The following is a 22,184-nucleotide window of genomic DNA, read 5'->3' on the forward strand; positions in this document are numbered from 1 at the left end:
TGTTACAAAACGAAAACTTTTATGTACAAAACAAGGTCATTGTTTGTACGGAAGCAATCATGTATCGATATATTAAAGTACCAGTGAATGTCAACAGTATTAGCGATTGAAACAAGTTGTGACGAAACGGCGGTAGCGATCGTAAAGAATCGTCAAATTTGCAGTAGCATCGTCGCCTCACAAATCCCTGTTCATCGGCAGTATGGCGGGGTTGTGCCAGAAATTGCTTCCCGTCAACACGTCGAAATAATTAACAATTGTTTAGACAAAGCACTCGAAGAAGCGCAGATGGAGTGGGCGTCAATTGATGGTATTGCGGCAACCTGCGCCCCTGGTTTGGTGGGGGCATTGTTGGTGGGGCTGACGGCTGCCAAAACTCTTGCGATTGTCCATCGGAAACCGTTTGTCGGAGTCCATCATCTGGAAGGCCACATATACGCTACTTATTTGAGCGAACCTTCTTTACAGCCGCCTTTTTTATGTCTGCTGGTTTCGGGCGGACACACCAGCTTAATTTATGTAAAAGATTGTGGTGTGTACGAGACACTAGGAGAAACTCGCGATGATGCCGCTGGTGAAGCCTTCGATAAGGTGGCGCGGTTGTTAAATCTGGGTTATCCGGGTGGGCCTGTCATTGACCAACTCGCCCAAGTGGGGAATCCGCAAGCCTATCCTTTGCCGGAAGGGAATGTCGGGGTGCCAGGGGGCGGCTATCATCCCTATGACTCTAGTTTTAGTGGCTTAAAAACAGCTGTGCTGAGACTGGTGCAAAAATTGCAGCAGGAATCTCCGTCGCTGCCAGTGAATGACATTGCGGCGAGTTTCCAGGAAAGCGTAGCGCGAAGTCTGACGCGAAGGGCGATCGCCTGCGCCCTCGACTACGGTCTTGACACCATTGCCATCGGTGGCGGTGTCGCCGCCAACAGTGGACTGAGAAAACACCTGCAAGTCGCTACTGCACAGCGAAACCTGCGGGTGCTATTCCCCCCGCTAAAATTCTGCACCGACAACGCCGCCATGATTGCCTGTGCTGCCACCGATCATTTGAATCGGGGTCATACTTCCCGATTGACTTTGGGCGTTCAGTCCCGGCTGCCAATTACTGATGTTATGCAGCTTTACCAAACTTCACAGTAGAAGTTTGCATCCAGTTTTGAGGCGCGAGGATGCAATATTTTTCGGACAAAGCGATCGCGCAATTTCTAAACAGACCTTAAATCAGTCGATTCTCTCGATCATTTTGATGAGTAAGGATGCAATACTTTGGATAGCGCGATCGCCCGGTTTCTGTCTGAAAGCTGCTGCAAATTCAGCTGATTATTCTCATCTAAAAGATTTTCTTTCTGCAAAAGCTCATAAATTGTTAAAGACAGCAGCATTTCTACCTGATTCGCCCGACTGCTGAGCCAATGATGAGTCTCTGCATCCGAGGGAAAGCGCTCAATACACTCATTTGTGTAACGGCGAAACTCTCTGACATCATTTAAAAGCCGAACCAAATAACTAGGACACTCGCAAGCAATTACATCGGCTGCCTCGCAGATAGCCAGCAGATGTTCGTCAGTCAACTCCGAAGAAATTTGAATAGTCTGTTTTGGATCGATCATAATTTCAGCACAAGTATCAGGAAAGCCTTAGATTCATCAGTTGATTGTTCCCTTGCCACTCAGACTAATTACTACTCTTCTGGGAGCGCTCATCGCGATCGCAGTCAAAATCTAAGAAGCGAAAATCAATATCGTTTTTTTGCAGGCACCCCTTTAATCTTAATAAAATTTAAAGATTTATGGTGCCAACAAAACATCTACCTTAAGCGAAGTTGCTAGAATCCGGATAATTAGCTATAATTTTGCGAATTTCGGTAGCAACTGCCTCTGGCTGCTCCACCATCGATAGATGTCCGCAGTCCGGAATTTCCATCACGTTCTCACCACAACCCTGAAATAACGGGTGAAAGCTTGCTAAGTGGCGCACATACTTCGGTTCCATTACCCTATCTTTAGCACCAGCAATAAAATAAACCGGCTGTTTTAGCCGTGACACCACCTGCGGTAAGCGATTGACCTCCGCTTCCGTCGTCGAATCCAGTAAAGTCCCCAGCGCCGCTTCCGGATGAGCAGTAATAAAATCAATCAGTCGCTGTCGTCCCCAGCACCGAGCAATTGGGCGCGCCACTTGCGCCCGTGTAAAAGGCAAATCAATCCCCGGTACATAGCACAGCCAATGGGGACGCCGTTTCAGAAGCTGCTGACCCGCAGCCCGAAATCGCTCGAAAGCCTCCTTCAGATAAATGCCACCTCCAGCATTAATGCAGACAACCCCCTTAACAGAATCAGGTTGCTGGTCTGCCGCCCAAAGGGCAATGCTGCCACCCAACGAATGACCAATCAGCCAAGCACTAGAAATATTCAGCTTCTGCAACAAAATACCGACTTCTTTGGCATAAGCAGCTGGAGTGTAATTCGAGAGGCTCAACGTAAGAGGCTCTGAAGAGCGAAGAAAGTTCTCCTCTGGCTGACTCTCGCGGACGACTTGCCGACTCTGCACCGGCATTTCTTGACGGGTGAACCCATAATTATCTAGAGGCTGAGAATCACCAAACCCCCGCAAGTCGTAAGACAAACACTGATAATCTGGTGCTATCTGCTCAATCAGGGGTTGCCAGTACCGACGGCTGAGGAGCCAGCCGTGGATAAAGACCAAAACAGGGGTAGATGATGCAATGGGAGGCGTCAAATCGTAGGTGTGCCGAACTCCCAGGATTTCGATAGTTGCCATATTTTGATCCTATCCCGAAGTTCTACCAGATTGGTCAAGAAGTCATTGTTATTGGTCATGGCCTACCCCTGCCTTACGAAACGTCTGCTTGTCGGCGCGATCACTTCGAGAAGCGTAAAGTAGGACTATTGGACAAAAGACGAATGGCTAAACATTAAAATCTGCGCCCTAGCAATCGCTGACGCACGCTTTCAGCAATTTTTTGACCTAAATATTCCGGAATCACACTTTCGTTCGGTCCCAACAAGTAAAGAATCAAGCGGGTGCGTCCTCGCCAGACTAGCAAATTGGCATTGACCACCAGCAAATCCTCTTGCCAGATAGCGTACATCACCTTATAAAACAGACCCGGTTGGTTATCCGCCTCAATTAACAGCGCCGGAAGATGGAAAACAGGGTCTACATAAAATTCCGTTTCTACCTGCTCCAAACCGGCATCCAGATTAAATTCCACTGCCAGCATCTCTTCTACTTCAAAGCGCCCAGCCAAAGCTTCCCGAATGGCGCGACAGACATTTTCCGAGGTTTTGTCTGTCAGTGCTTTGCTACCACGAGACACCACCAGTTTGATGAAAACTAGCATCGGAGGAGCGATTTGACCATATAGACTGAGACTGTGAATGGTCAGCCCGTATGCAGCCAGAACCCCAAAAATATCACTTAGCAGAAAAGATTGATTGCGGTAAGCAAAATGTAGGGCGCTTTTATTGCCTTCGGGTTTCAGCTCAATAACCGCTCTGGTGGTTTTATAGAGCCGATAGGCAAGCCTCAAGTTTTGTAGCTGAATCTCACTGCTGACAAACTGCTCGTAGAACTGAGGAAACGCCCGATTAAAGCGCTTCAGAAGTTCTAGTGTGGATGATTTCAAACCCGTGGCCATATATAGGGCTAAGACTCGCTTGCCAGGTTAAAAGCATTTTGGGAGATAGAGCCAAGTGCCCTTCGCCAAAGAACCTTCTCTTATGGTTAATCTCTCACAAATTTTCCTAAAAAAATTATCCACTCGATACCAACTCCCGGTGGAGTTGAGTAGATTGGTGCAAATAAAGATAACCGGTGCAAGTTCTCCCTTGCCCCTTAGTGAAATAACTCAACATTCGTCGTATCATGACTAGCTGCCCGTACATGATTTTCTTTGTTTTTGCTCACCTGTGCCAACGCGATGTGGCATCCAGGAAGTAACCAGTCAAAAGCTGCCTCTGTTTCTCAGTTCTTCTGTTGCTCTTGTCTCCAGTCATCAGCCAAAAACTTGTGCCTAGCTGCACGATGGCTTGGCGAGACGGTAGCTTCTCCCGACCGACAATTCAAGGAAATCGGGATTGCTGTGGAGCTGCGGAGTATTAACCCGTAGAATTCAGTCTAACTAATGTATTGCCAGTATTGCCGAATGCGCCCTAAACCACACAATGCCGCACCCGCTCCAGATCGGGGAGTGCGTGTAATGGTTTAAAAGGTAGCGCAATTGTGTTATCATTTTTTTCGTGATGTTTGGGCTAGATTCGTTGAAATAAGAGGGATGGAGATACTGAGACTGTATCACTCTCCAAGAGTGTACGTGACTCCCCCGCGTCAATTGATTGCACGAGATTGATTCGTTCCTCAGATTGCTTCGTTTCTCGCAACCGAACACCGGAAGTAAATCCTGTAGAGATTAGATATTTGGTACTTGCAGGGAAACCTGAAAGTGTTGGAATTGGTCTCTTCGATCAGGAAGTCTCAGATCGCGTGTTAGCACGCGGTGCGAAGCACGGTTGGGAATTCCCCAGACTGCTGGGAACTGGAGAATGTAAATACCTTAACCACACCTGCATGGGTTTTTGGAAAAGCTTGTTTAGCGGTTCTGATGGTAGCACTGCGTCGAAGCCGACGCTGGGGGAGGGGGATGTTGTAGAAGGTACAGGCGATCGCACGGGCAGCGGCTCTCGGATATTTTTCAGCACCGAACGCGACATTGACCTTTATGAACTCGAAGAACTCTGCGATGCGGTCGGGTGGTCCCGGCGTCCGCTACGCAAGGTCAAGAAAGCAATCGAACATAGTTTTTTAGTCGTTTCGATGTGGGAAGTGCGAGGAACCCAGCGACGGCTAGTAGGTTTTTCCCGCGCCACTTCCGATCATGCCTTCAATGCCACCATTTGGGATGTGGTAGTTCACCCGGATTTTCAAGGGAAAGGACTGGGAAAGGCGTTGATGAAGTACGCGATCAAGAAGCTACGCAGTGAAGACATTAGCAACATTACTCTGTTCGCTGACCCCCAGGTGGTGGATTTCTACCGGGGACTGAATTTTATTGCCGACCCGGAAGGAATTAAAGGGATGTTTTGGTATCCAGATTAGTTCGTGAATTCTTTACTCCAAATATCGGCTAAATAAGCTATAATAACCAGAGGTCGCTGGCAAGGCGTGTCAGGGGGATTAAACACCCAAGACCCGATCGGCTGATAGCCCATCGCTGAATTTCACCGGGATGTAGCGCAGCTTGGTAGCGCGCCTGCTTTGGGAGCAGGATGCCGCAGGTTCAAATCCTGTCATCCCGATTTTTAGTAGTAAAAAGAGTTAGCCCCAAACCAGCCAAGGTTAGAGGGAATCTCAATAATTTTCGGGTGTGATGTCTGACACCCTGCTGAAATTCCCTTGAGGACTTCGGGAGGTGATTCATACAGATTTTTCCCTAGTAAATTGGGAGATAAGTTGGCTGACGATTGCCTGGAACTCATCCTAATCTTACATAGTCATAGAGGGTTACAATTCGCGATTCATTCCCTCAGTAATTTGGGAATTCCATTTCCGAGTATGCAGCATTGAGAATGAATAAATAGCGAGTTCAGGCATCAAATTGACCTTTGGTGCCAGGAATTAGGACATGGGGAGTTAAACAGTTCAAAAATGACAGTCGCAACAAAACAGTAGAATCGATAAAGTTTAGTTGGAAATAAACTTAGACCCATTCATTCGGGTACTGCTAGAGCGAAGAAACATTATCGCCTTGTCTCGACTCTATTATTGGTAAGGCGGGGTATTCAACGAAAAATTTTGAGGGAATTGTAATGAGATCATTAGTTCGATTGAGCGCAACACTGGGTTTAGTGGGAAGTGTTGTACTGGGAGCGCTGCCCGGTTTGGAAACGCTGCGGGCACTGGCATTGCCAGAACAACAGGTTCTAGAAAAGTTGCAAGCTGTGCCCGTGTTTACGATCACCGATCCTCAAGGTTCTCCATTAGTTGCTTCAGTGAATGAGGGCCAAAAGAAGACCGCAGTGGCAGGTGTTTTTATCAGCCAGCAAGATGCCCAAACATTTATCGAACGGTTGAAGAAACAAAATGCTCAACTAGCAAGTACGGTGAAGGTGGTACCCGTATCGCTGGGAGACGTTTACAAACTGGATCAAGCGAATGCAGCCAAGCCAGATGGTCTGGATTTTGCTTTCGTACCCACCCAGCAGCAGGTAGATTCAGCAAAAGCCATCCTGAGTCAAAGCGGCAAACCCGTGCAAAATTTTGATGGGGTTCCTTTGTTTGTGGCAAGAGGCGGAAAGGATAAGGGGTATTTGACCCTACAACGAGACAATAAACCCATCATTCCTTTCTTCTTTAGCAAAGAAGAATTACAGAGTATGCTGGATCGATTCAAACAGCAACAGCCAGCTCTGGCATCTACAGTGGAAATTCAGGTGGTGAATCTGGAGGGTGTAATTGAAACTTTACGCACCAGCAATAATCAGCAGCTGAACAACATTGTACTGGTTCCACCCAAAGCGTCAGTAGACTTTGTGCGATCGCGTGGTCCTGCCCCCGCGAATTCTCAGCAACAACGTCGCTAAAGCGGTAAATAGACAAAAGAATCAAAGATAAAAGATAAAGTATGAAGGATAAACTTCATACTTTATCTTTTATCTTTTTTCCTTGATTCTGGCGTTTTCCTTGGGTATGGTTTCAGGTATAGAACTTTGGAAGTGGCGAAACTGGGCGCGGGATGCTGCCAAATCCGCGGACGTTGACCCAACAGAAGTAGACTGGTTGCTGCGAGAAGTCGCCGCTCTAGATCGGTTGGCGCTGCGGTTGGAGTCTTTCAAAGACAAAACCCAGATAAAATTACCGATGCCGTTGCCGGAGTTAACCCAGATGTGGCAACGGCGTCTGGATGAGCGGTTGCCAGTTCAGTACCTGGCTGGTATTGCTCCCTGGCGTCATTTTTCTCTGTTTGTTTCACCAGCAGTATTGATTCCGCGACCAGAAACAGAATATTTGATTGATTTGGCGGTTACCGCTGCGGCTCAGGGCGGAGCCTCGCCGCCTTTAGAGCAAGGACATTGGGCAGATTTAGGAACTGGCAGTGGCGCGATCGCTCTCGGACTCGCAGATGCCTTTCCATCTGCCACTCTCCACGCGGTTGATTATAGTCCGGCTGCTCTAGCGATCGCCCAACAGAATGCCCAGCGACTGGGTTTAGCGGCTCGCATTCAGTTTTACCAAGGTTCTTGGTGGCAGCCATTGTCCGCCCTAAAAGATCAGCTCAGCGGCATGGTATCAAACCCACCTTATATTCCCAGTCATTTGCTGCCTTCCCTGCAACCGGAAGTAGCGAAACACGAACCACACCTCGCCCTCGACGGCGGCACAGATGGCTTAGATTGCATCCGCCATTTGGTAGAAACAGCGCCAGACTATCTGCGACCGGGCGGTATTTGGTTGATTGAGATGATGGCGGGACAAGCCGATACAGTTGTTCAACTGTTGCAAGATCGAGGCAGTTTCTGCAAAATTCAAATTCACGCCGATTTAGCTGGGATTGAACGCTTTGCCTTAGCCTATCGGAAACCCGATGAGTGATGAATTTGAGGGGATTTATTCAAAACTCAAAACTCTAAAAAAATGACACAAGTTTCAATGGCAGCCTTGATAGAAGGCGCTCGTTCTGGGAGTTTGGTTAGCTTTCCCACCGATACTGTACCAGCACTGGCAGTGCAGCCGGATCGGTCAGAGTTAATTTTTGCAGCAAAGCAGCGGCGGCAAGATAAACCGCTGATTTTAATGGGCGCAAACGCTTTAGATTTGTGGCCTTTTGTCCAGGGAGGTCCGGCTGAATGGCAGATTTGGCAACAAGTTGCTGACCAATATTGGCCTGGTGCTTTGACTTTAGTATTACCAGCCTCAGCGTGCGTTCCCAAATCGATGAATCCATCTGATCCGGCTACGATTGGGTTGCGCGTGCCGAATTCTGGCGTCGCGCTCTCAATTCTGTCGCAAACTGGCCCCTTAGCAACTACTAGCGCCAACCGTTCGGGGGAGCCACCTTTAGAAACGATGGCAGAAATCGCAGCTCAGTTTCCCGATGTCCTGACGCTATTCTCCTCGGAGGAGGAAACAACACCGACGGCTGGCGTTCCTTCCACCGTCGCCAAATGGACGGGCAGCGGCTGGGAAATCTTGAGGCAAGGAGCGGTTAAATTGGTAGTTTAATCGACTCAGCTAATCAGCAAAACTGGTAATTATATTTATGTCCCAAGACGCGAATCCGGACGTGACAGCCATCCTGGAGGAACTCAAGCAAACCCAGATGGCGTACCACATGGCAACAGAAATGAGCCAGTTTAAAGCTGGGTTTTTGGCGAGGACTTCCCATGAATTGCGATCGCCCCTCAACAGTTTGATTGGCTTGCATCAGTTGATTTTGTCTGATTTGTGTGACAACCCAGAAGAAGAACGAGAGTTTATTGCTCAGGCTCACGCCTCCGCGCTGAAGCTGATGCAGCTCATAGACGAAATTATCGCCGTTGCCAAAACTCAACACGGCACCAGTCGGATAGAGATTCAACCCGTCGAGCTTGCCAAGGTTCTAGAGGAAGTCTACAACTTGACTCACCTGCAAGCAGCGAATCGGAGTATCCGCCTTGAGGTATCGCCACCCGATCGAGAGATTTACGTTCTGGCAGATCCGCGACGATTGCAGCAGGTGCTGCTAAATCTGGTCGATACCGCGATCGCTCGCATGAATGAAGGCAACATTCGGGTTTGGGTTCCCTCCTCACCAGCATCTGGGTACATCCACATCTGGATTGATGCCGAGTGCCCCGTCAGCGTCTGGAGCGAGCCAGTTGATTTGCTCAAAGAGCAAAAGACGTCGGAATTGGGAGGGGCACCCAGAAAAGGAGCACCCCGACAAATGCCACAGCTATCCGAGGGGATGAACTTACTGATTGCTCAAACCCTCATCGAAGTGATGCAGGGACGCCTGGAAGTAGTGGCAGCGCAACCAGCAGATGCCTCTAATACTTCAGCCGCCCAGAATCTCACCCGGCTTCAGTTTTCGCTTCCCCTAGTGCCTATTGAGACGACATAACCTGGGCAGGCAGAGGCTCGGTCAGCGGCTGGTTGTTATACAGCACCATCGTCGTACTGGGGTTGCTACATTCAAAACCGATGCGCGTGTAAAAGCCCTGTTGATAAGTCGTCATCAGGTAGACCCGCTCTACCCGACTGACACGAGGATGGCTCAAGACTGTTTCCACCAACTTGCGTCCGAGTCCTGCACCTTGGTATGCCGGATGTACGACCACATCCCAGATAGTGGCACGATAGATACCATCGGAAGTCGCTCTGGCAAATCCAATCAGCTTGTTTTCATCCCAGACGCTAATCACTGGATCGCTATTGGCGATCGCAACTTCTAAATCTTCAATTCGCCGGTTCTGTGCCCAGAAGGCAGCCAAGTGAAACAGCTCTTGCAGTTGTTGAAAGTCGATTTGTGATTTACGGTCACAAAATTGAATATGACTGCAATCCATCGTCATCAATAATTTAGAGTCTCGTACTGGCTCATTCTACTCATCAACAAGCTAGGGATTGGTGTTCAATTGCACCGAATTCCCATAATTTACAGCTTTTTTAGCGAAATCTACCGTTTAGCTTACTCACACCCAAACAGAAATCTGTATCGGCAGAGAGATTTCCTTTGAACACAAGTATCTAATTAATTATGCTCTATAAAGTCTGAAGGATGAAAATGCCTAAGTCTAAGCTAATCTACTGGTTTTTTCATCCTTCATCCTGACTCCCTACAGCCAACGGGCGGCATCCTTTGCGTGGTAGGTGAGAATCAAATCGGCTCCAGCCCGCTTGAAGCTGGTTAAAGTTTCCATCACGACTCGCTGTTCGTCAATCCAACCATTGAGGGCGGCGGCTTTCACCATCGCGTATTCGCCGGAGACATTGTAGGCGGCTACCGGCAAGTTGCTGGCTTCTTTCACCCGCCAGATGATGTCCATATAGGCAAGCGCCGGTTTCACCATCAGCATATCTGCCCCTTCTGCAATATCGAGTTCGATTTCTTTGAGGGCTTCGCGGGCATTCCCGGGGTCCATCTGGTAAGTTCTGCGATCGCCAAACTGCGGTGTTGAATCAGCCGCATCGCGGAAAGGGCCATAATAAGCCGAAGCATATTTGGCAGCGTAAGAAAGAATCGGTGTATCTTGGAATCCTGCTGCATCCAATCCTTCCCGAATCGCCTGCACAAAACCGTCCATCATCCCAGACGGAGCGATAATATCAGCGCCAGCCTTGGCTTGAGAAACTGCTGTTTTCTTGAGCAATTCCAGCGTTGGGTCGTTCAATACCCGCCCCGTCAAGTCGCCCACTTCCAAATAACCACAGTGACCGTGACTGGTATATTCGCACAAGCAAGTATCGGCAATGACAACTAAATCCGGCACCGCTTCTTTCACTGCGGTGGCAGCTTTTTGGACAATTCCGCAATCGTGCCACGCACCTGTAGCATCTACATCCTTATCTGCGGGAATGCCAAAAAGAATGATCGCGGGAATGCCGAGGTCATAGACTTCTTTTGCCTCTTCCACAATTTTGTCTACCGACAGCTGGTAGACCCCTGGCATCGATTTCACTTCCTTAGCAATGCCCTCTCCCGGCACGGCAAACAGAGGGTAGATTAGGTCACTCGTGGCAAGAACCGTTTCACGCACCATCCGGCGCAGCTGGGTTGAGGTACGAAGGCGGCGAGGGCGATGAATGGGAAACATGGCGTCTGTGTAGTGAATAGTTGTTAGTAACTAAAGCAGTCTAAAAAAGTAACAATTTGTCACATTGAGCCAAGCAAAATATTGAGATGAAATTTTTCGCTGGCACTCAGAATCACATATTACGTTTATTTTGACCAACCAGCGCGATCGCTGATAAAAAAATGCCGAATAAAAGGAGGGGCAATTTATAAATTGCCCCTCCTTTCTTAATCTATCCAACTACTAGGTCTGGATACTTATACCTGAGCCGGAACGGGTGCATTCTCAGGGGATGCTTCCGCCGCTGCTGGCACAGCGTAAACGCTTACCTTCTTGCGGCTTCTGTCCTTCCGTTCAAAGGTCACGATGCCATCAATGAGGGCAAACAAGGTATAGTCTTTGCCCACACCGACATTATTGCCAGGGTGAAACGAAGTTCCCCGCTGACGCACCAAAATACTGCCTGCTCTCACGGTCTGACCGCCGAAACGCTTGACGCCTAAGCGTTGAGCATTAGAATCACGACCGTTGCGAGTACTACCTGTACCTTTCTTATGAGCCATAATTTCCTCACTTGTCCTTACTACTTACTATTCTGCTGTAGTCTCAGCGATTTACTCGGTCGCAGCGGTCTCGGTATCTGTCTCATCAACAACCACCGTTGCCACAGCTTCTTGAGCTTCTTCTGATTCGTCAGCGGCGGCGGTTTGGGAAGCCTGTTGTTCGGAAGCTACCACTGAGCCATTGAGGCTGATGGAGTTAATCATCAGCTGGGTGATTTCCTGGCGATGCCCTTTCTTGCGGCGGGTTTTCTTTTTGGGCTTCATCTTGTAGACGATGACCTTCTTACCGCGCCGGTGTCTCATCACCGTGCATTCTACCGTCGCCCCTTCGATGAAAGGTTGACCGATGGTCACATCGCCGTCGTTCTGAACGAACAAAACCTTATCAATGGTAACTTGCGTATCGGGTTCCGAGGGAAGCAGTTCGATGTCGTAAAAGCGACCTGGTTCGACTCTTAGCTGTTTGCCGCCAGTTTCAATAATTGCGTAACTCATGGGATAGTCCTAGGGGTTGCCGTACAGGTAGCTGAATAGGAGATTGTCAGTTGTCTTTTGTCTTTAAATTCAGTCTTTAGATTCGCTTCTATAGACCCATGACTAATGACTTCTTGACCAATGACCAATCAGCTTTTGGAATGTCTCAACCTGATCCGAGCAGGAATAGACAGACAATCTTTCATCATCCATGATTACCTGGAACTGTGTCAAGTGAGCGATCGCGCTTTCTTCAGAAAATATGAGAAATACCCAACTGAGGGCAGATGCTTAATCGTTAAGTTATCTTCGACTCATCAGCACGGAGAATAGCGATCGCATGACGAACCTCAAAGAGATTTGGCAGTTTTTGAACACTGATATTCGGGAACTAGGGAAACCTGGAGATGTCGCTGAGACAGGGACAGAGGTTACTAAATTCGCGCTGGAATTCGGGCTGGCTTTAGGTTTGTTCTCTGCAATTGCGGGTTCTGCGGGAATTCCTATTGCTATAGCAGGGCTATCAGGGACGAAACTAGCGATTCAAGGCGTGAGGCTGTACCGCAAAAAGACGAATCAAGAGCCATCCCTAGAAGAATGGGTAGCGATCGCATCTCCCCTGGCTTATCTAGAAAGCTTTAATGAATTGGTGCAAAGTAATGACTTATTACAGCAAGTCAATTTACAACCAGCCAATCTAGAGCCAGCAAGTGCAACGCCTCCATCAAATATCGCCCAACAGCAAAGCGAAAAGCTGGGAGAATTTCAACTAGATGAGCATCTCGCTAGAAACGTCCTCACCTGCTTCCACGAATCGGAATTAGCCCAAGTTTTAAATCAGGTTTTGTCTAACCAACTGCAACAAGCAAGAATAAATAAGCACGATGCTGAGATTTTAACAAGTTGGGTAGCTTGGAAGACTCATCAACACCTGAAAAAAGCCTTGGAAGATGCTGAGGATTCTGTCAGACAACGGGCAGAATTGTATTTAGCTGGCAGGCGACAAGAATCGGACAAATACTATAGTATCAAAACTTATTTAGCTGAGCAGATTGCTCCAAAGCCGCTAGAGAAAGTATTTGCTGAAAGCTTCACTTTCAAAGATATTTACGTGCCATTGAAAGCACAGCCAGTAAATGCAAATGGTGAACTTGATGAGGATGCGGAACCGTTTGAGATCGAAGGTTGGGCAAAGGCAATGCTAGCAGATGCTCAGAAACAAGACAAAGTGATGTTTATCCAAGGGGGGCCGGGAAGAGGAAAAAGTGTTTTTTGTCGGATGTTTGCCGACTGGGTGCGGCAGCATTTGCATCCAGTTTGGACACCAATCTTGATTCGGTTGCGGGATATCAGGACATTTGAAAAGAGTTTTGAAAAAACTTTGCAAGCAGCAGTAGATTGTAAATTCGCTAAAAATGATGATGGCTGGTTAACCGATAGAAATACCCGATTTTTGTTTCTCTTGGATGGATTTGATGAATTAATGATGGAGAGAGGAACCAGCCAGGAATTAAAGGATTTTCTCTGGCAAGTAGATGATTTCCAAGGTAGCTGTCAGCGGAATTCGGAAAAAGGACATCGGGTGATAATTACAGGCAGACCTTTGGCGCTACAAGGAATCCAAGGAAGAATGCCTCCCAACATGGAACGAGTGGAACTGTTGCCGATGGATGACGAACTCCAACAGCAGTGGTTTAGCAAATGGGAAACTCAAGTTGGAGGTGATAAAAATTCCGCATTTCAGCAATTTTTGCAAGATCAACGCTGTCCGGATAGAGTGAGGGAATTAGCCAAAGAGCCGCTATTGCTTTATCTATTGGCAGCGATGCACCGGGATGGCAAGTTGACGGTAGAGATGTTTGCGGGCGCTAGCGGTGTCAGGGCAAAAATTCTGATTTACGAGCAATCTTTAGAGTGGGTACTGACGGAACAACGTCCAGAATGGCTGAATCGAGAACTAACCGGACAGGAAACGGCAGGACTGCGACGCATTTTGGCAGAGGCGGGGTTGTGCGTCGTGCAGTCGGGCGGGGAATGTGCCGCAGTAAAAACAATCGAGTCACGGTTGAAGGACGATGAGAGCGCGATTGAGTTGATTCAACAAGCCAGAGAAAGACACGGCGAGGATGCGCTAAAAAATGCGTTGGCGGCTTTTTATCTACAGGCGGCGGCGGGTGACAAAGACGGTTATGTGGAGTTTGCCCACAAAAGTTTTGGGGAATTTTTGTGTGCGGAACGACTTAAAGAAAGTTTAGAAGACTGGACGCGACCGGGAATAAAACGAGAGTTTTATATCTCCACCGACCACATGGATCGGGAAATCTACGATTTATTTGGCTACGGCGGACTGACACCAGAAATTGTGGAATATTTAATGGCTTTGTTAGCTGCTAGTACAGAGTTTCAACCCGTAAAATTGTTCAAACGATTGGAGAGTTTTTATCTGCGTTGGTGCGATGGGCAATTCATTGATGCAACTCCAGAAAATCTGCCGCAGAAGAAGATGTTGCAAATGAGGGAGCAAACTTCAGAAACTAAGTGGCTTGGACTGCGACAGGTAGATATTTATGCAGGATTGAATATTACCATCTTACTTTTGGAGTTACACCGCTATGCTCAGTTAAAAGATGACTTAAAAGACAAAATTGCTTTCTTTCCCTGCGGTAAAAAAGACACTGAAAATTTTGATGATTATCGATTGCTTCGCATCATTGGTTACAGCAAATGTATCGGTATTAGAGGCTTTTTAGAAACAGTTGGTAAATTTCTCAGCCGTGCAGACTTAACTGGCGCAAACCTCAGCCGTGCAGACCTCACTGGCGCAAACCTTAGTGGCGCAATCTTCAGTAGCGGAAACCTCAGTGGCGCAAACCTCAGTGGTGCAAACCTCGCCGGGGCAAACCTTAGCGCAAACCTTGGTGGCACAATCTTCAGCGGCGCAGACCTCACTGGCGCAGACCTCACTGGCGCAAACCTCAACGGTGCAATCCTTAGAGATGCAGACCTAAGGGGCGCAAATCTTAGCCGCGCAGACTTCAGTCGCGCCATCCTCAATGATGCAGACTTAAGGGCTGCAAACCTCAATGGCGCTATCCTCAATGGCGTCTACCTCTGGGACGCAAACCTTAGGGGCACCATCCTCAGTCGCGCAGACCTTAGCCGCGCAAACCTCAGGGGTACAGACCTCAGCCGCACCATCGTCAATGATGCAAACCTCGAAAACATTTCTTGGGATGAGTATACGAAGTGGGAGAATGTTCAGAATTTGGCAACAGCCAAGAATGTGCCAAAAGCTTTAAAACAACAGCTAGGGTTGGGGTAAAGTCTTCGATCACTCTTATTTGTCGTGGTGGAAAGGTGATGCGATCGCCTACCTTATCACACAAACGCGATCGCCCTCTCTCCCCTCTTCCTTCGCGCCCTCTGCGTCTTGGCGGTTCGTAAAAAACGCGATCGCATTTTAAGTTAGAAACAGTTCCCGAATCCCAGCACTGCCGATTTCGATTGCCAGCGCTGCTAACAGAAAGCCTAAAAGTTGAGTAATAATCACCGCACCTTCTGCACCGAGCAAGTGGTCGATCCGGTTTGCCAGACGCACAATCAACCATGTCACCAGCATCGCAGAGACAATCCCAACCACCACGCTGAGATGAGCATTTGGAGATTCAGACATCAACAGCATCACCGTCGTTAGCGTTCCTGGCCCAGCTAACAGAGGCAATGCCATCGGAGTAATCGCGATATCGCGCTGCTGCTCGACAATCGGTGTATCTAGTTCTCCACGTAGCATTTGTAGGGCAACTAAGAGTAAAAGCAGTCCCCCAGCAACCCGCAAAGACCCCATACTGATTTCTAAGTAATTTAGAACTGCTTTACCCCCAAAAGCGAATATCAGCAGCACCCCTGTCGCTACAATACTTGCCCGATTCACTACATTGTCTCTTTGCTCCGGTTCCATGCCCTTCGTCAGGACTAAAAAGATCGGTGCATTGCCCAACGCATCTGCCAAGACAAACACAGCTACAAAAGTTTTAACCAGAACAGAGATATCCAGCTCCACAGTTGACCCTTAGAAAATATTTCCTCTAACCGTAACGTGGATGCCTTGCCGTTTCGCCATTCCGAAGGTTGATCTAAAACGAGTCAGCTGTCCCGTGCCAGCAGAAGATTCCAACTCACTCATAGAGTTGTCTTAGTGTCAACCAATAATATTCATTGTTATAATTTAAACCTCAATACAGTGAGAGAGCGATCGCTCAACCTCATCTGAGAAAGCGATCGCCCGGTTTTTCCCTCTTCCTGAAGTGCCTAGATCCAGTGAATACTTTCTTTAAGCTGCGGTGACAAACGCGCAAGTGTTGCGATAGCGCGTCCGCGTGGCGCTCTGCTAATGCAAAATAAGCGATCGCCCCCGTTTAAACTAAGGCAGAAACACGGCTAGAATGCAGCAATTCACGAGACTCTTGACGAACCCGACCTTCCATCGCCTCTTTTTGTAAGGTAATGAAAGCCATAAAGTCATCAAAGTCATACTTGGTTTTTAAAAGCTGACGTAGCTGCTCTTCGGCTTCAACCGTTAGATAGCCGGTTACCAAAGCTTGTTGCACAATTTTATTAATCCGACTCATTGCCATTGCTACCAGAACACACGATGATTTCAAAACAGCATCTTTGTCACTGAAGACGCGCATCCGGATGATTTGTGTCCGCATTCCTACTTAGCTGAGTAAATATCTCTCTAAATAAGTACCTTCGGTATAATCCACAGGATTGCTCGAACCAACCCTTCATCAATGCCTAGACACACAACAAAGGAATAATATATATTCTGATGTTCTCAGCTTCACCAGCATTTAGACTGATTTAGATGAAATTACGAGAGTGATAATGAAGCCCTATCTCGCCGCCGCCATACAAATGACAAGCCTGCCAGATGTGGAAAAAAATCTGGTTCAGGCAGAAGAACTCATCGAGCTTGCTGTGCGTCAGGGTGCTGAGTTAGTAGGCTTGCCAGAAAACTTCTCATTTTTAGGAGAAGAGAAGCAGAAGATAGCCCAATCGGAGGCGATCGCTACCCAGAGCGAAAAATTCCTCCGAACAATGGCTCAGCGCTTCCAAGTCACCATCTTGGGTGGCGGGTTTCCAGTTCCCGTTGACACCAACAAAGTCTACAACACCGCTTTGCTCATCGATCCTTCAGGGGAAGAACTCGCCTGCTACCAAAAAGTACATTTATTTGATGTTAATTTGCCCGACGGCAATACCTATCGAGAATCTAGCACTGTCATGGCTGGGATGCGCCTACCACCCGTTTATCCCTCCAAGCACTTGGGCAGTTTAGGACTCTCGGTGTGCTACGATGTCCGATTCCCAGAACTTTACCGGCACTTGGCGCAGATGGGAGCCGACATTTTATTTGTCCCCGCTGCTTTCACCGCCTACACTGGCAAAGATCACTGGCAAATCTTACTACAAGCCAGAGCGATCGAAAACACCTGCTATGTGATAGCACCGGCTCAGACTGGGCAGCATTACGCCCTGCGTCACACTCACGGACACGCGATGATTATTGACCCTTGGGGCGTTATTTTAGCGGATGCCGGAGATACGCCGGGAGTCGCGATCGCAGAAATTAACCCCTCTCGCCTAGAACAAATCCGCCGCCAAATGCCCTCCCTGCAACATCGGGTTTTTATCTGAGCCTTTTGGGAAAAAAATAGACCGGCGATGGCGCAAACTAATACCATTTTTCAGATTGAAAGATTCTAAATCTTTCAATCTTGTTTTAGCTTTGGTTTTCTAATCAAAAATCCCAAATCTAAAATCCAAAAATGTATAAAAGAAGCCTTCTTGTTAGACATTGCGCCAACCGCCGGTATTACCGAACGGCAAAGAAGCCGCATCGGGCACCTTACTTACCAGTATTCTTGCGCTTGGAAGGACTACTCTTTGGATTGCCAGTGACTTTCGGGGCGCTACCATCGCGTCTGGCGGGCTTACCTAAATCGGGAGAAGGTTTAAATTTATTGTTAGCCATAAGATTGACAAACTCTTAAAAAGCAACGCTATGCATTTATACAAAGCAGCTATTCCCTGTTCCTGAAAGTTTGCCAAAAAACTCTTCTTACACACAAAAAAACGGGTGGCTTGGAAGCCACCCGACAAGAAAAATTTCAAATTTTAGATACTAGATTTATCCAAAACCTAAACTTTTCTTAGACAGTTACAGTCTTCTTGGTAACAGCATTCAACTCGCCTTTGGCATACTTAGCAGCAAACTCATCCAAAGTCATCTGCTTAATCTTGGTACCTTGACCAGCAGCACCGAACTGGTGATAGCGATCGCTACAAACCTTCTGCATATACTTGATGGAAGGCTTGAGGAAGTGGCGGGGGTCAAATTCCTTAGTATTGCTAGCCAAGGCTTCGCGCACCGCCGCGGTAATCGCCAGACGGTTATCCGTGTCAATATTCACCTTACGGACACCGCTCTTAATGCCTTTTTGAATTTCTTCAACGGGTACGCCGTAGGTTTCCGGGATTGTACCGCCGTATTGGTTAATCAGGGCAAGTAAATCTTCGGGCACAGAGGAGGAACCGTGCATCACGAGGTGGGTGTTCGGCAAACGGCTGTGAATTTCTTCAATCCGGCTAATAGCCAGAATTTCGCCAGTCGGCTTGCGGGTGAACTTGTAAGCGCCGTGGCTGGTGCCAATCGCAACTGCCAAAGCATCCACGCCGGTTTGTTCTACGAAGGCAACGGCTTCGTCTGGGTCGGTCAACAGCTGGTCGTGAGAGAGAACTCCTTCTGCACCGTGACCGTCTTCCTTATCACCCATGCCTGTTTCTAGAGAACCCAAGCAACCCAGTTCGCCTTCTACGCTGACGCCAATTGAGTGAGCGACTTCCACCACCTTGCGGGTGACTTCCACGTTGTACTCGAAGCTGGCTGGAGTCTTCGCATCTGCCTCTAAGGAGCCATCCATCATGACGCTGGTGAAACCGTGGCGCATGGCAGAGTAGCAAGTGCTTGGGGCATTACCATGATCCTGGTGCATGGCAATTGGGAGATGAGGGTAAGTTTCAACTGCCGCCAGAATCAGATGGCGTAGGAAATATTCTCCTGCATAGTTCCGAGCGCCACGAGAAGCTTGCAGAATCACGGGGCTATTTGCCTCGTGAGCAGCCTGCATGATGGCCTGGATCTGCTCCATGTTGTTAACGTTATAAGCTGGGATTCCATAATCATTCTCAGCTGCGTGATCCAACATCAGCCGCATGGGTACGAGCGCCATAAATAGTCCTCCTATTGACTCGTCGTCAGTTACTTTGTTCTGGACAGCGAAATTATTACAATAATCTTAAGATAGTTTACCAGTCTCTAGGGAATTATCTTGATAATTCCGAGATAAGCAGCCAATACTGCATTTATAAGATTGCCTGATGGTGGAGGTTTAGCAAGAGCATTAGGCTTTCTAACAGGGTTTTGGTTTTGCTCTCGTTTCCAATTTATGTCTGGGAATGCTTTCTCTAGAAGGCTGTACTCTCAATAACGTAGATTCTCCTGGTTCCAGCTAGAAAATGAGAAAACTAATCGTTTGCCAGAGCGCTTCTCGCTTCTTGTCTTAATTTTCTTTAGGTATTTTTTTGAGTATTTTTTTATGGGTCGCCCGGGATTCGAACCCGGAACTATTCGGTTAAAAGCCGAGTACTCTACCGTTGAGTTAGCGACCCGAAAACTTCAGTTGTTTAGACAACGTTTACAACGGTAACACAGATTACTGGAATTAGGAAAGGGGTTTTGAAAAAAAACTTTTTTATAAAAAAGTTACGGTCAAACGAACTGATGTCTCCAAACTGCCTCCCGGTTCTAGACGCAGTAGCTGCTCTCCGGTATTTAGAGCATTGCGGGGGGCACTCCAAGGCTCCATGCAGTAAAAGTCTTTGCCTTTGACCGTCCAGAAGACAAAGGTGGAATAAGGGTTGTCCCAACTAAGGGTGAGCTGCAACTGTCGGCTGGCGTCGGAGGCAGTGGCTTCTTGACCGCTCAACTGCTTAAAGGCGACATCAATTTCATCTTGGTTAAAGTCAAAGGCACCCGTGAAGGGATGGGTTTGGCGGGTGCGCTGATCTTGGTATTCGGCGGCGGGAATTCCAAACTTGATTCCGGTTTTTTCGGGTGTCCAGAAGTAAGGATGCAGACCCGTGGAGAAGGGCATCGGCTCGGCTGAGTGATTGGTGTAGCGCTGCCGAATCTCTAGCGTGTTACCCAACAGACAGTAAGTAAAGGCGAGTTGAAAGTCAAACGGGTAAACGGCACGTGTCTGGTCGTTGCTGTTAAGGACAAGGGTAAGGCTCACTAGGTCTTGAGTCACTTGGTCGGTGACTTCCCAAGGCATATCGCGTGCAAAGCCGTGTTGCTTGAGGGTGTAGGGCTGACCTTGATAGGTGTATTGACTTTCGGGTAAGTTGCCGCAGATGGGAAACAGAATCGGAATCCCGCCTCTAACGCTCAAGTCTGGATTGGCAAACCGCTCTGCATCTAGGTAGAGGATTTCTTGTCCTTGGATGCGTAGGCTAGTAACGATACCGCCTCGCTCTGGAACGACCTCTAGATGGGACTGAGCGGCTTGGTCTGAGAGGATGTAGGTTTTGTAGAGCTGCTGCTTAGTGGCGATCGCGTACACCCGTCTTTTTCCGTTTCTATTGAGGATTTGCTGATTGTCTCAAACTTTAACAAACATTTCTTGAAATTCCCATATCTACTTTACACATCCTTAACAGTCGCTGCACTAAGCTGTTTTATACGGTCAATCTATCTATAGGATTAAATCGACAGCTTGCTCAATAGAGAAGCAACCGCAGTAAACTCTTCTTTTGTCAAGCCTCCGCTTGGTTTTACCATTTGTGACCTCGATCACCTAAAAATACGGTCTAAAATCACAAAAAATGGCGGATTACCATCAATTCCTAATCTTGGAAAGTATTTCATACTCAAAGATAGATATCTCAGCAAATCAAGGATAAACAGGTCGCCATGATTCGCACACTTGTAAAGTCAGCTTTCCAAACAGGTTGCCTCAGCGTCGCTTCTGAAGGTCTGATTCGCCAAGTGTTAGTGATGAAAGGCTACCAATCGGCGGATTTAGAAGCTCTTGACACCCTACACCAGGCATTGAATGCCGGTAAGATTCAAAGAGAAGCACGGCAGAGCGTAGCGCTGATATCGCCTCGGATACAAGCCCTGAAACCGTTCTTTGATAACTACAAGGCATCGTAATCGCGGCACGGCTGCCAAAACGATAGAAAAACTTTGATCTCAGTAGAATTTTTATTTATTCGCTGCCGACCTGGGCCAAGAATTATTAGAATGATTAATAAGAACACCAATCTCAGCTAGGTGCGCTTCCTAAACAAAGCGAGAGTTAGGATGACTGAATTGACTGCTACAAGGTTGGACTGGTTGCCAGTCAAGGCTTTTTGTCACCAGTTGCCTTCCCATTACTCATCTCAAAAGACTCATTGATACTCGTAGCTGCCTTGATTCAAGTTTCCCTTAGTGGTAAAAACCCTGAATGAGGATGGGAGTGCGCGCATTCTACCAGAGGGAGTATCCTACAATCCCTATCTTAAATGCCGCAGGATTCAAGCTAAACTTTGAAATTAAATCGGCAATATCATCTAGAACGCTCACTTTGAACCCTTGTCCCTACCCTCGATTTCCACATCTTTCCAAAAATTGGCATGGGGCTGACCAAGAGGCTTCCTTGCCTATCCAAAATCGGCATTCCCAGGCTTTAGGGATGCAAAGCCTTGCGCCCCTAAGAAACCCAACCCAAATCCCACATTCCAGGCTTTTGGGAAAAATAGGTAAAGATAAGGACAGGAGCCTGGGAGAATGGCAGGATTCAACCCCGATTACGTTTGAGAGAAGCTGGATACCTAAAAAAAGGTATGCAGGCTCCATGAAGAATTGCACAACTTATCTGCTCAGGAGAAGCAACCCATGCTACACCGCAAGATTTATCAACTCTGTTGCGATGGTCGTGAGGTCTGTATTTTCTTGCGGGACCAACAACGCTGGATCGAACGCGCTCGCATCGTTGACATTGAAGGAGATTTAGTCACGCTCCGCTATGAAACCGAAGAAGAAGATGAAGCTTGTTCTTGGGAAGAAATGGTTCGCCTCGAAAGCATTGGTGCTGTGACACAAAAGCTGGCTTCAGTGCCCAGAGGCAATGCTGAACCGCTTGTCTCTGACGATTGTCCGGAAGCCGAACAAATTCGTCCGCGTTTCCCCGACTCGAATCCAGACTAAGGAATTAAAAATGCAAAATCAAAAATTAGAAATGGGGGA

At 47.8% G+C, this 22,184-nt stretch carries 23 protein-coding genes and 2 tRNA genes; 11 read left to right on the plus strand and 14 right to left on the minus strand.

Annotated elements, in window-relative coordinates:
• Window positions 1-87: 87 nt before the first annotated feature.
• Window positions 88-1,137 carry a tRNA (adenosine(37)-N6)-threonylcarbamoyltransferase complex transferase subunit TsaD gene (gene tsaD / locus NDI44_RS18900; protein ID WP_190413992.1) on the plus strand — a complete coding sequence of 350 codons (1,050 nt, stop codon included), beginning with the start codon at window positions 88-90 and terminating at the stop codon, window positions 1,135-1,137.
• A gap of 98 nt (window positions 1,138-1,235) precedes the next feature.
• Here tsaD and NDI44_RS18905 read toward each other — a convergent pair whose 3' ends face one another.
• From NDI44_RS18905 to NDI44_RS18915, 3 genes are all read right to left on the minus strand, one after another.
• Window positions 1,236-1,607 carry a hypothetical protein gene (locus NDI44_RS18905; protein WP_190413995.1) on the minus strand — a complete coding sequence of 124 codons (372 nt, stop codon included), beginning with the start codon at window positions 1,605-1,607 and terminating at the stop codon, window positions 1,236-1,238.
• Window positions 1,608-1,809: 202 nt separating this feature from the next.
• Entirely contained in the window at window positions 1,810-2,778 is a 969-nt protein-coding gene (locus NDI44_RS18910; protein WP_190413996.1) for an alpha/beta hydrolase, read from the minus strand.
• 154 nt (window positions 2,779-2,932) lie between these two features.
• A complete protein-coding gene (locus tag NDI44_RS18915) occupies window positions 2,933-3,658 on the minus strand; it encodes a hypothetical protein (RefSeq protein WP_190414000.1) in 726 nt (241 codons plus the stop codon).
• Between the two features lie 929 nt (window positions 3,659-4,587).
• On the opposite strand from NDI44_RS18915, the gene NDI44_RS18920 reads away from it, so the two are divergent.
• The gene (locus tag NDI44_RS18920; protein ID WP_190414148.1) at window positions 4,588-5,115 is read left to right on the plus strand and encodes a GNAT family N-acetyltransferase; all 528 of its coding nucleotides are present in this window, start codon (window positions 4,588-4,590) and stop codon (window positions 5,113-5,115) included.
• A gap of 126 nt (window positions 5,116-5,241) precedes the next feature.
• Window positions 5,242-5,315: transfer RNA gene (locus tag NDI44_RS18925), tRNA-Pro, on the plus strand.
• Window positions 5,316-5,318: 3 nt separating this feature from the next.
• Here NDI44_RS18925 and NDI44_RS18930 read toward each other — a convergent pair.
• Complete coding sequence (locus NDI44_RS18930) at window positions 5,319-5,495, minus strand: hypothetical protein (RefSeq protein WP_190414004.1); 177 nt, start codon at window positions 5,493-5,495, stop codon at window positions 5,319-5,321.
• A 330-nt stretch (window positions 5,496-5,825) separates the two neighbouring features.
• Here NDI44_RS18930 and NDI44_RS18935 point away from each other — a divergent pair, with 330 nt between their 5' ends.
• The 4 genes from NDI44_RS18935 to NDI44_RS18950 all read left to right on the plus strand — a co-directional run bounded on the left by NDI44_RS18935 (window position 5,826) and on the right by NDI44_RS18950 (window position 9,118).
• Window positions 5,826-6,599 carry a Tic22 family protein gene (locus NDI44_RS18935; RefSeq protein WP_190414006.1) on the plus strand — a complete coding sequence of 258 codons (774 nt, stop codon included), beginning with the start codon at window positions 5,826-5,828 and terminating at the stop codon, window positions 6,597-6,599.
• A gap of 106 nt (window positions 6,600-6,705) precedes the next feature.
• Window positions 6,706-7,608 (plus strand): peptide chain release factor N(5)-glutamine methyltransferase, encoded by a 903-nt coding sequence (gene prmC / locus NDI44_RS18940; RefSeq protein WP_190414008.1) that lies wholly within the window; start codon window positions 6,706-6,708, stop codon window positions 7,606-7,608.
• 42 nt (window positions 7,609-7,650) lie between these two features.
• Window positions 7,651-8,238, plus strand: coding sequence for an L-threonylcarbamoyladenylate synthase (locus NDI44_RS18945; RefSeq protein ID WP_190414010.1), 588 nt, complete (start codon window positions 7,651-7,653; stop codon window positions 8,236-8,238).
• A gap of 37 nt (window positions 8,239-8,275) precedes the next feature.
• Window positions 8,276-9,118, plus strand: a complete 843-nt coding sequence (locus NDI44_RS18950; RefSeq protein WP_190414012.1) for a sensor histidine kinase — start codon at window positions 8,276-8,278, stop codon at window positions 9,116-9,118.
• Here NDI44_RS18950 and NDI44_RS18955 read toward each other — a convergent pair.
• The 4 genes from NDI44_RS18955 to rplU form a co-directional block, all read right to left on the minus strand.
• Window positions 9,102-9,563 (minus strand): GNAT family N-acetyltransferase, encoded by a 462-nt coding sequence (locus NDI44_RS18955; protein WP_190414014.1) that lies wholly within the window; start codon window positions 9,561-9,563, stop codon window positions 9,102-9,104. The genes NDI44_RS18950 and NDI44_RS18955 overlap by 17 nt on opposite strands.
• A 270-nt stretch (window positions 9,564-9,833) precedes the next feature.
• A complete protein-coding gene (gene hemB, locus NDI44_RS18960; RefSeq protein ID WP_190414016.1) occupies window positions 9,834-10,811 on the minus strand; it encodes a porphobilinogen synthase in 978 nt (325 codons plus the stop codon).
• 236 nt (window positions 10,812-11,047) lie between these two features.
• Complete coding sequence (gene rpmA, locus NDI44_RS18965) at window positions 11,048-11,353, minus strand: 50S ribosomal protein L27 (RefSeq protein WP_190414018.1); 306 nt, start codon at window positions 11,351-11,353, stop codon at window positions 11,048-11,050.
• Window positions 11,354-11,404: 51 nt separating this feature from the next.
• Window positions 11,405-11,848, minus strand: a complete 444-nt coding sequence (gene rplU, locus NDI44_RS18970; protein WP_190414020.1) for a 50S ribosomal protein L21 — start codon at window positions 11,846-11,848, stop codon at window positions 11,405-11,407.
• Between the two features lie 319 nt (window positions 11,849-12,167).
• Between rplU and NDI44_RS18975 the strand changes: the two genes are divergently transcribed.
• Window positions 12,168-15,149, plus strand: coding sequence for a pentapeptide repeat-containing protein (locus tag NDI44_RS18975; RefSeq protein ID WP_190414023.1), 2,982 nt, complete (start codon window positions 12,168-12,170; stop codon window positions 15,147-15,149).
• 138 nt (window positions 15,150-15,287) lie between these two features.
• On the opposite strand, the gene NDI44_RS18980 is transcribed toward NDI44_RS18975, so the two are convergent.
• The gene (locus tag NDI44_RS18980) at window positions 15,288-15,881 is read right to left on the minus strand and encodes a MarC family protein (protein ID WP_190414150.1); all 594 of its coding nucleotides are present in this window, start codon (window positions 15,879-15,881) and stop codon (window positions 15,288-15,290) included.
• A 361-nt stretch (window positions 15,882-16,242) separates the two neighbouring features.
• Window positions 16,243-16,455, minus strand: coding sequence for a hypothetical protein (locus tag NDI44_RS18985; protein WP_190414152.1), 213 nt, complete (start codon window positions 16,453-16,455; stop codon window positions 16,243-16,245).
• Window positions 16,456-16,714: 259 nt separating this feature from the next.
• On the opposite strand from NDI44_RS18985, the gene NDI44_RS18990 reads away from it, so the two are divergent.
• Window positions 16,715-17,527: a carbon-nitrogen hydrolase family protein gene (locus NDI44_RS18990; RefSeq protein WP_190414025.1), complete on the plus strand. Its 813-nt coding sequence runs from the start codon at window positions 16,715-16,717 to the stop codon at window positions 17,525-17,527.
• Between the two features lie 211 nt (window positions 17,528-17,738).
• On the opposite strand, the gene NDI44_RS18995 is transcribed toward NDI44_RS18990, so the two are convergent.
• The 4 genes from NDI44_RS18995 to NDI44_RS19010 form a co-directional block, all read right to left on the minus strand.
• Window positions 17,739-17,864, minus strand: coding sequence for a hypothetical protein (locus NDI44_RS18995; RefSeq protein ID WP_277877627.1), 126 nt, complete (start codon window positions 17,862-17,864; stop codon window positions 17,739-17,741).
• A gap of 178 nt (window positions 17,865-18,042) precedes the next feature.
• Window positions 18,043-19,122 (minus strand): class II fructose-bisphosphate aldolase, encoded by a 1,080-nt coding sequence (gene fba / locus NDI44_RS19000; RefSeq protein ID WP_190414027.1) that lies wholly within the window; start codon window positions 19,120-19,122, stop codon window positions 18,043-18,045.
• Window positions 19,123-19,489: 367 nt separating this feature from the next.
• Window positions 19,490-19,561, minus strand: a tRNA-Lys gene (locus NDI44_RS19005).
• 83 nt (window positions 19,562-19,644) lie between these two features.
• On the minus strand, window positions 19,645-20,514 hold the full coding sequence (locus tag NDI44_RS19010; protein ID WP_190414029.1) for an aldose epimerase: 870 nt from the start codon (window positions 20,512-20,514) through the stop codon (window positions 19,645-19,647).
• 350 nt (window positions 20,515-20,864) lie between these two features.
• Between NDI44_RS19010 and NDI44_RS19015 the strand changes: the two genes are divergently transcribed.
• Together NDI44_RS19015 and NDI44_RS19020 are read left to right on the plus strand one after the other, a co-directional pair.
• Window positions 20,865-21,107 (plus strand): hypothetical protein, encoded by a 243-nt coding sequence (locus NDI44_RS19015; protein ID WP_190414030.1) that lies wholly within the window; start codon window positions 20,865-20,867, stop codon window positions 21,105-21,107.
• A gap of 726 nt (window positions 21,108-21,833) precedes the next feature.
• Window positions 21,834-22,145, plus strand: coding sequence for a DUF6679 family protein (locus NDI44_RS19020; RefSeq protein ID WP_190414032.1), 312 nt, complete (start codon window positions 21,834-21,836; stop codon window positions 22,143-22,145).
• Window positions 22,146-22,184 lie beyond the last annotated feature (39 nt).

Origin of the sequence: Trichocoleus sp. DQ-A3 (assembly GCF_039961975.1) — a bacterium.
Classification (GTDB): Bacteria; Cyanobacteriota; Cyanobacteriia; order Cyanobacteriales; family FACHB-T130; genus FACHB-T130.

What these genes read in the sequence shown, in the direction of transcription:
- tsaD (WP_190413992.1), top strand. Translation starts at nt 88, where the DNA reads ATGTCAACAGTATTAGCGATTGAAACAAGTTGTGACGAAACGGCGGTA.
- NDI44_RS18905 (WP_190413995.1), bottom strand. Translation starts at nt 1,607, where the DNA reads ATGATCGATCCAAAACAGACTATTCAAATTTCTTCGGAGTTGACTGAC.
- NDI44_RS18910 (WP_190413996.1), bottom strand. Translation starts at nt 2,778, where the DNA reads ATGGCAACTATCGAAATCCTGGGAGTTCGGCACACCTACGATTTGACG.
- NDI44_RS18915 (WP_190414000.1), bottom strand. Translation starts at nt 3,658, where the DNA reads ATGGCCACGGGTTTGAAATCATCCACACTAGAACTTCTGAAGCGCTTT.
- NDI44_RS18920 (WP_190414148.1), top strand. Translation starts at nt 4,588, where the DNA reads ATGGGTTTTTGGAAAAGCTTGTTTAGCGGTTCTGATGGTAGCACTGCG.
- NDI44_RS18930 (WP_190414004.1), bottom strand. Translation starts at nt 5,495, where the DNA reads ATGAGTTCCAGGCAATCGTCAGCCAACTTATCTCCCAATTTACTAGGG.
- NDI44_RS18935 (WP_190414006.1), top strand. Translation starts at nt 5,826, where the DNA reads ATGAGATCATTAGTTCGATTGAGCGCAACACTGGGTTTAGTGGGAAGT.
- prmC (WP_190414008.1), top strand. Translation starts at nt 6,706, where the DNA reads ATGGTTTCAGGTATAGAACTTTGGAAGTGGCGAAACTGGGCGCGGGAT.
- NDI44_RS18945 (WP_190414010.1), top strand. Translation starts at nt 7,651, where the DNA reads ATGACACAAGTTTCAATGGCAGCCTTGATAGAAGGCGCTCGTTCTGGG.
- NDI44_RS18950 (WP_190414012.1), top strand. Translation starts at nt 8,276, where the DNA reads ATGTCCCAAGACGCGAATCCGGACGTGACAGCCATCCTGGAGGAACTC.
- NDI44_RS18955 (WP_190414014.1), bottom strand. Translation starts at nt 9,563, where the DNA reads ATGGATTGCAGTCATATTCAATTTTGTGACCGTAAATCACAAATCGAC.
- hemB (WP_190414016.1), bottom strand. Translation starts at nt 10,811, where the DNA reads ATGTTTCCCATTCATCGCCCTCGCCGCCTTCGTACCTCAACCCAGCTG.
- rpmA (WP_190414018.1), bottom strand. Translation starts at nt 11,353, where the DNA reads ATGGCTCATAAGAAAGGTACAGGTAGTACTCGCAACGGTCGTGATTCT.
- rplU (WP_190414020.1), bottom strand. Translation starts at nt 11,848, where the DNA reads ATGAGTTACGCAATTATTGAAACTGGCGGCAAACAGCTAAGAGTCGAA.
- NDI44_RS18975 (WP_190414023.1), top strand. Translation starts at nt 12,168, where the DNA reads ATGACGAACCTCAAAGAGATTTGGCAGTTTTTGAACACTGATATTCGG.
- NDI44_RS18985 (WP_190414152.1), bottom strand. Translation starts at nt 16,455, where the DNA reads ATGAGTCGGATTAATAAAATTGTGCAACAAGCTTTGGTAACCGGCTAT.
- NDI44_RS18990 (WP_190414025.1), top strand. Translation starts at nt 16,715, where the DNA reads ATGAAGCCCTATCTCGCCGCCGCCATACAAATGACAAGCCTGCCAGAT.
- NDI44_RS18995 (WP_277877627.1), bottom strand. Translation starts at nt 17,864, where the DNA reads ATGGCTAACAATAAATTTAAACCTTCTCCCGATTTAGGTAAGCCCGCC.
- fba (WP_190414027.1), bottom strand. Translation starts at nt 19,122, where the DNA reads ATGGCGCTCGTACCCATGCGGCTGATGTTGGATCACGCAGCTGAGAAT.
- NDI44_RS19015 (WP_190414030.1), top strand. Translation starts at nt 20,865, where the DNA reads ATGATTCGCACACTTGTAAAGTCAGCTTTCCAAACAGGTTGCCTCAGC.
- NDI44_RS19020 (WP_190414032.1), top strand. Translation starts at nt 21,834, where the DNA reads ATGCTACACCGCAAGATTTATCAACTCTGTTGCGATGGTCGTGAGGTC.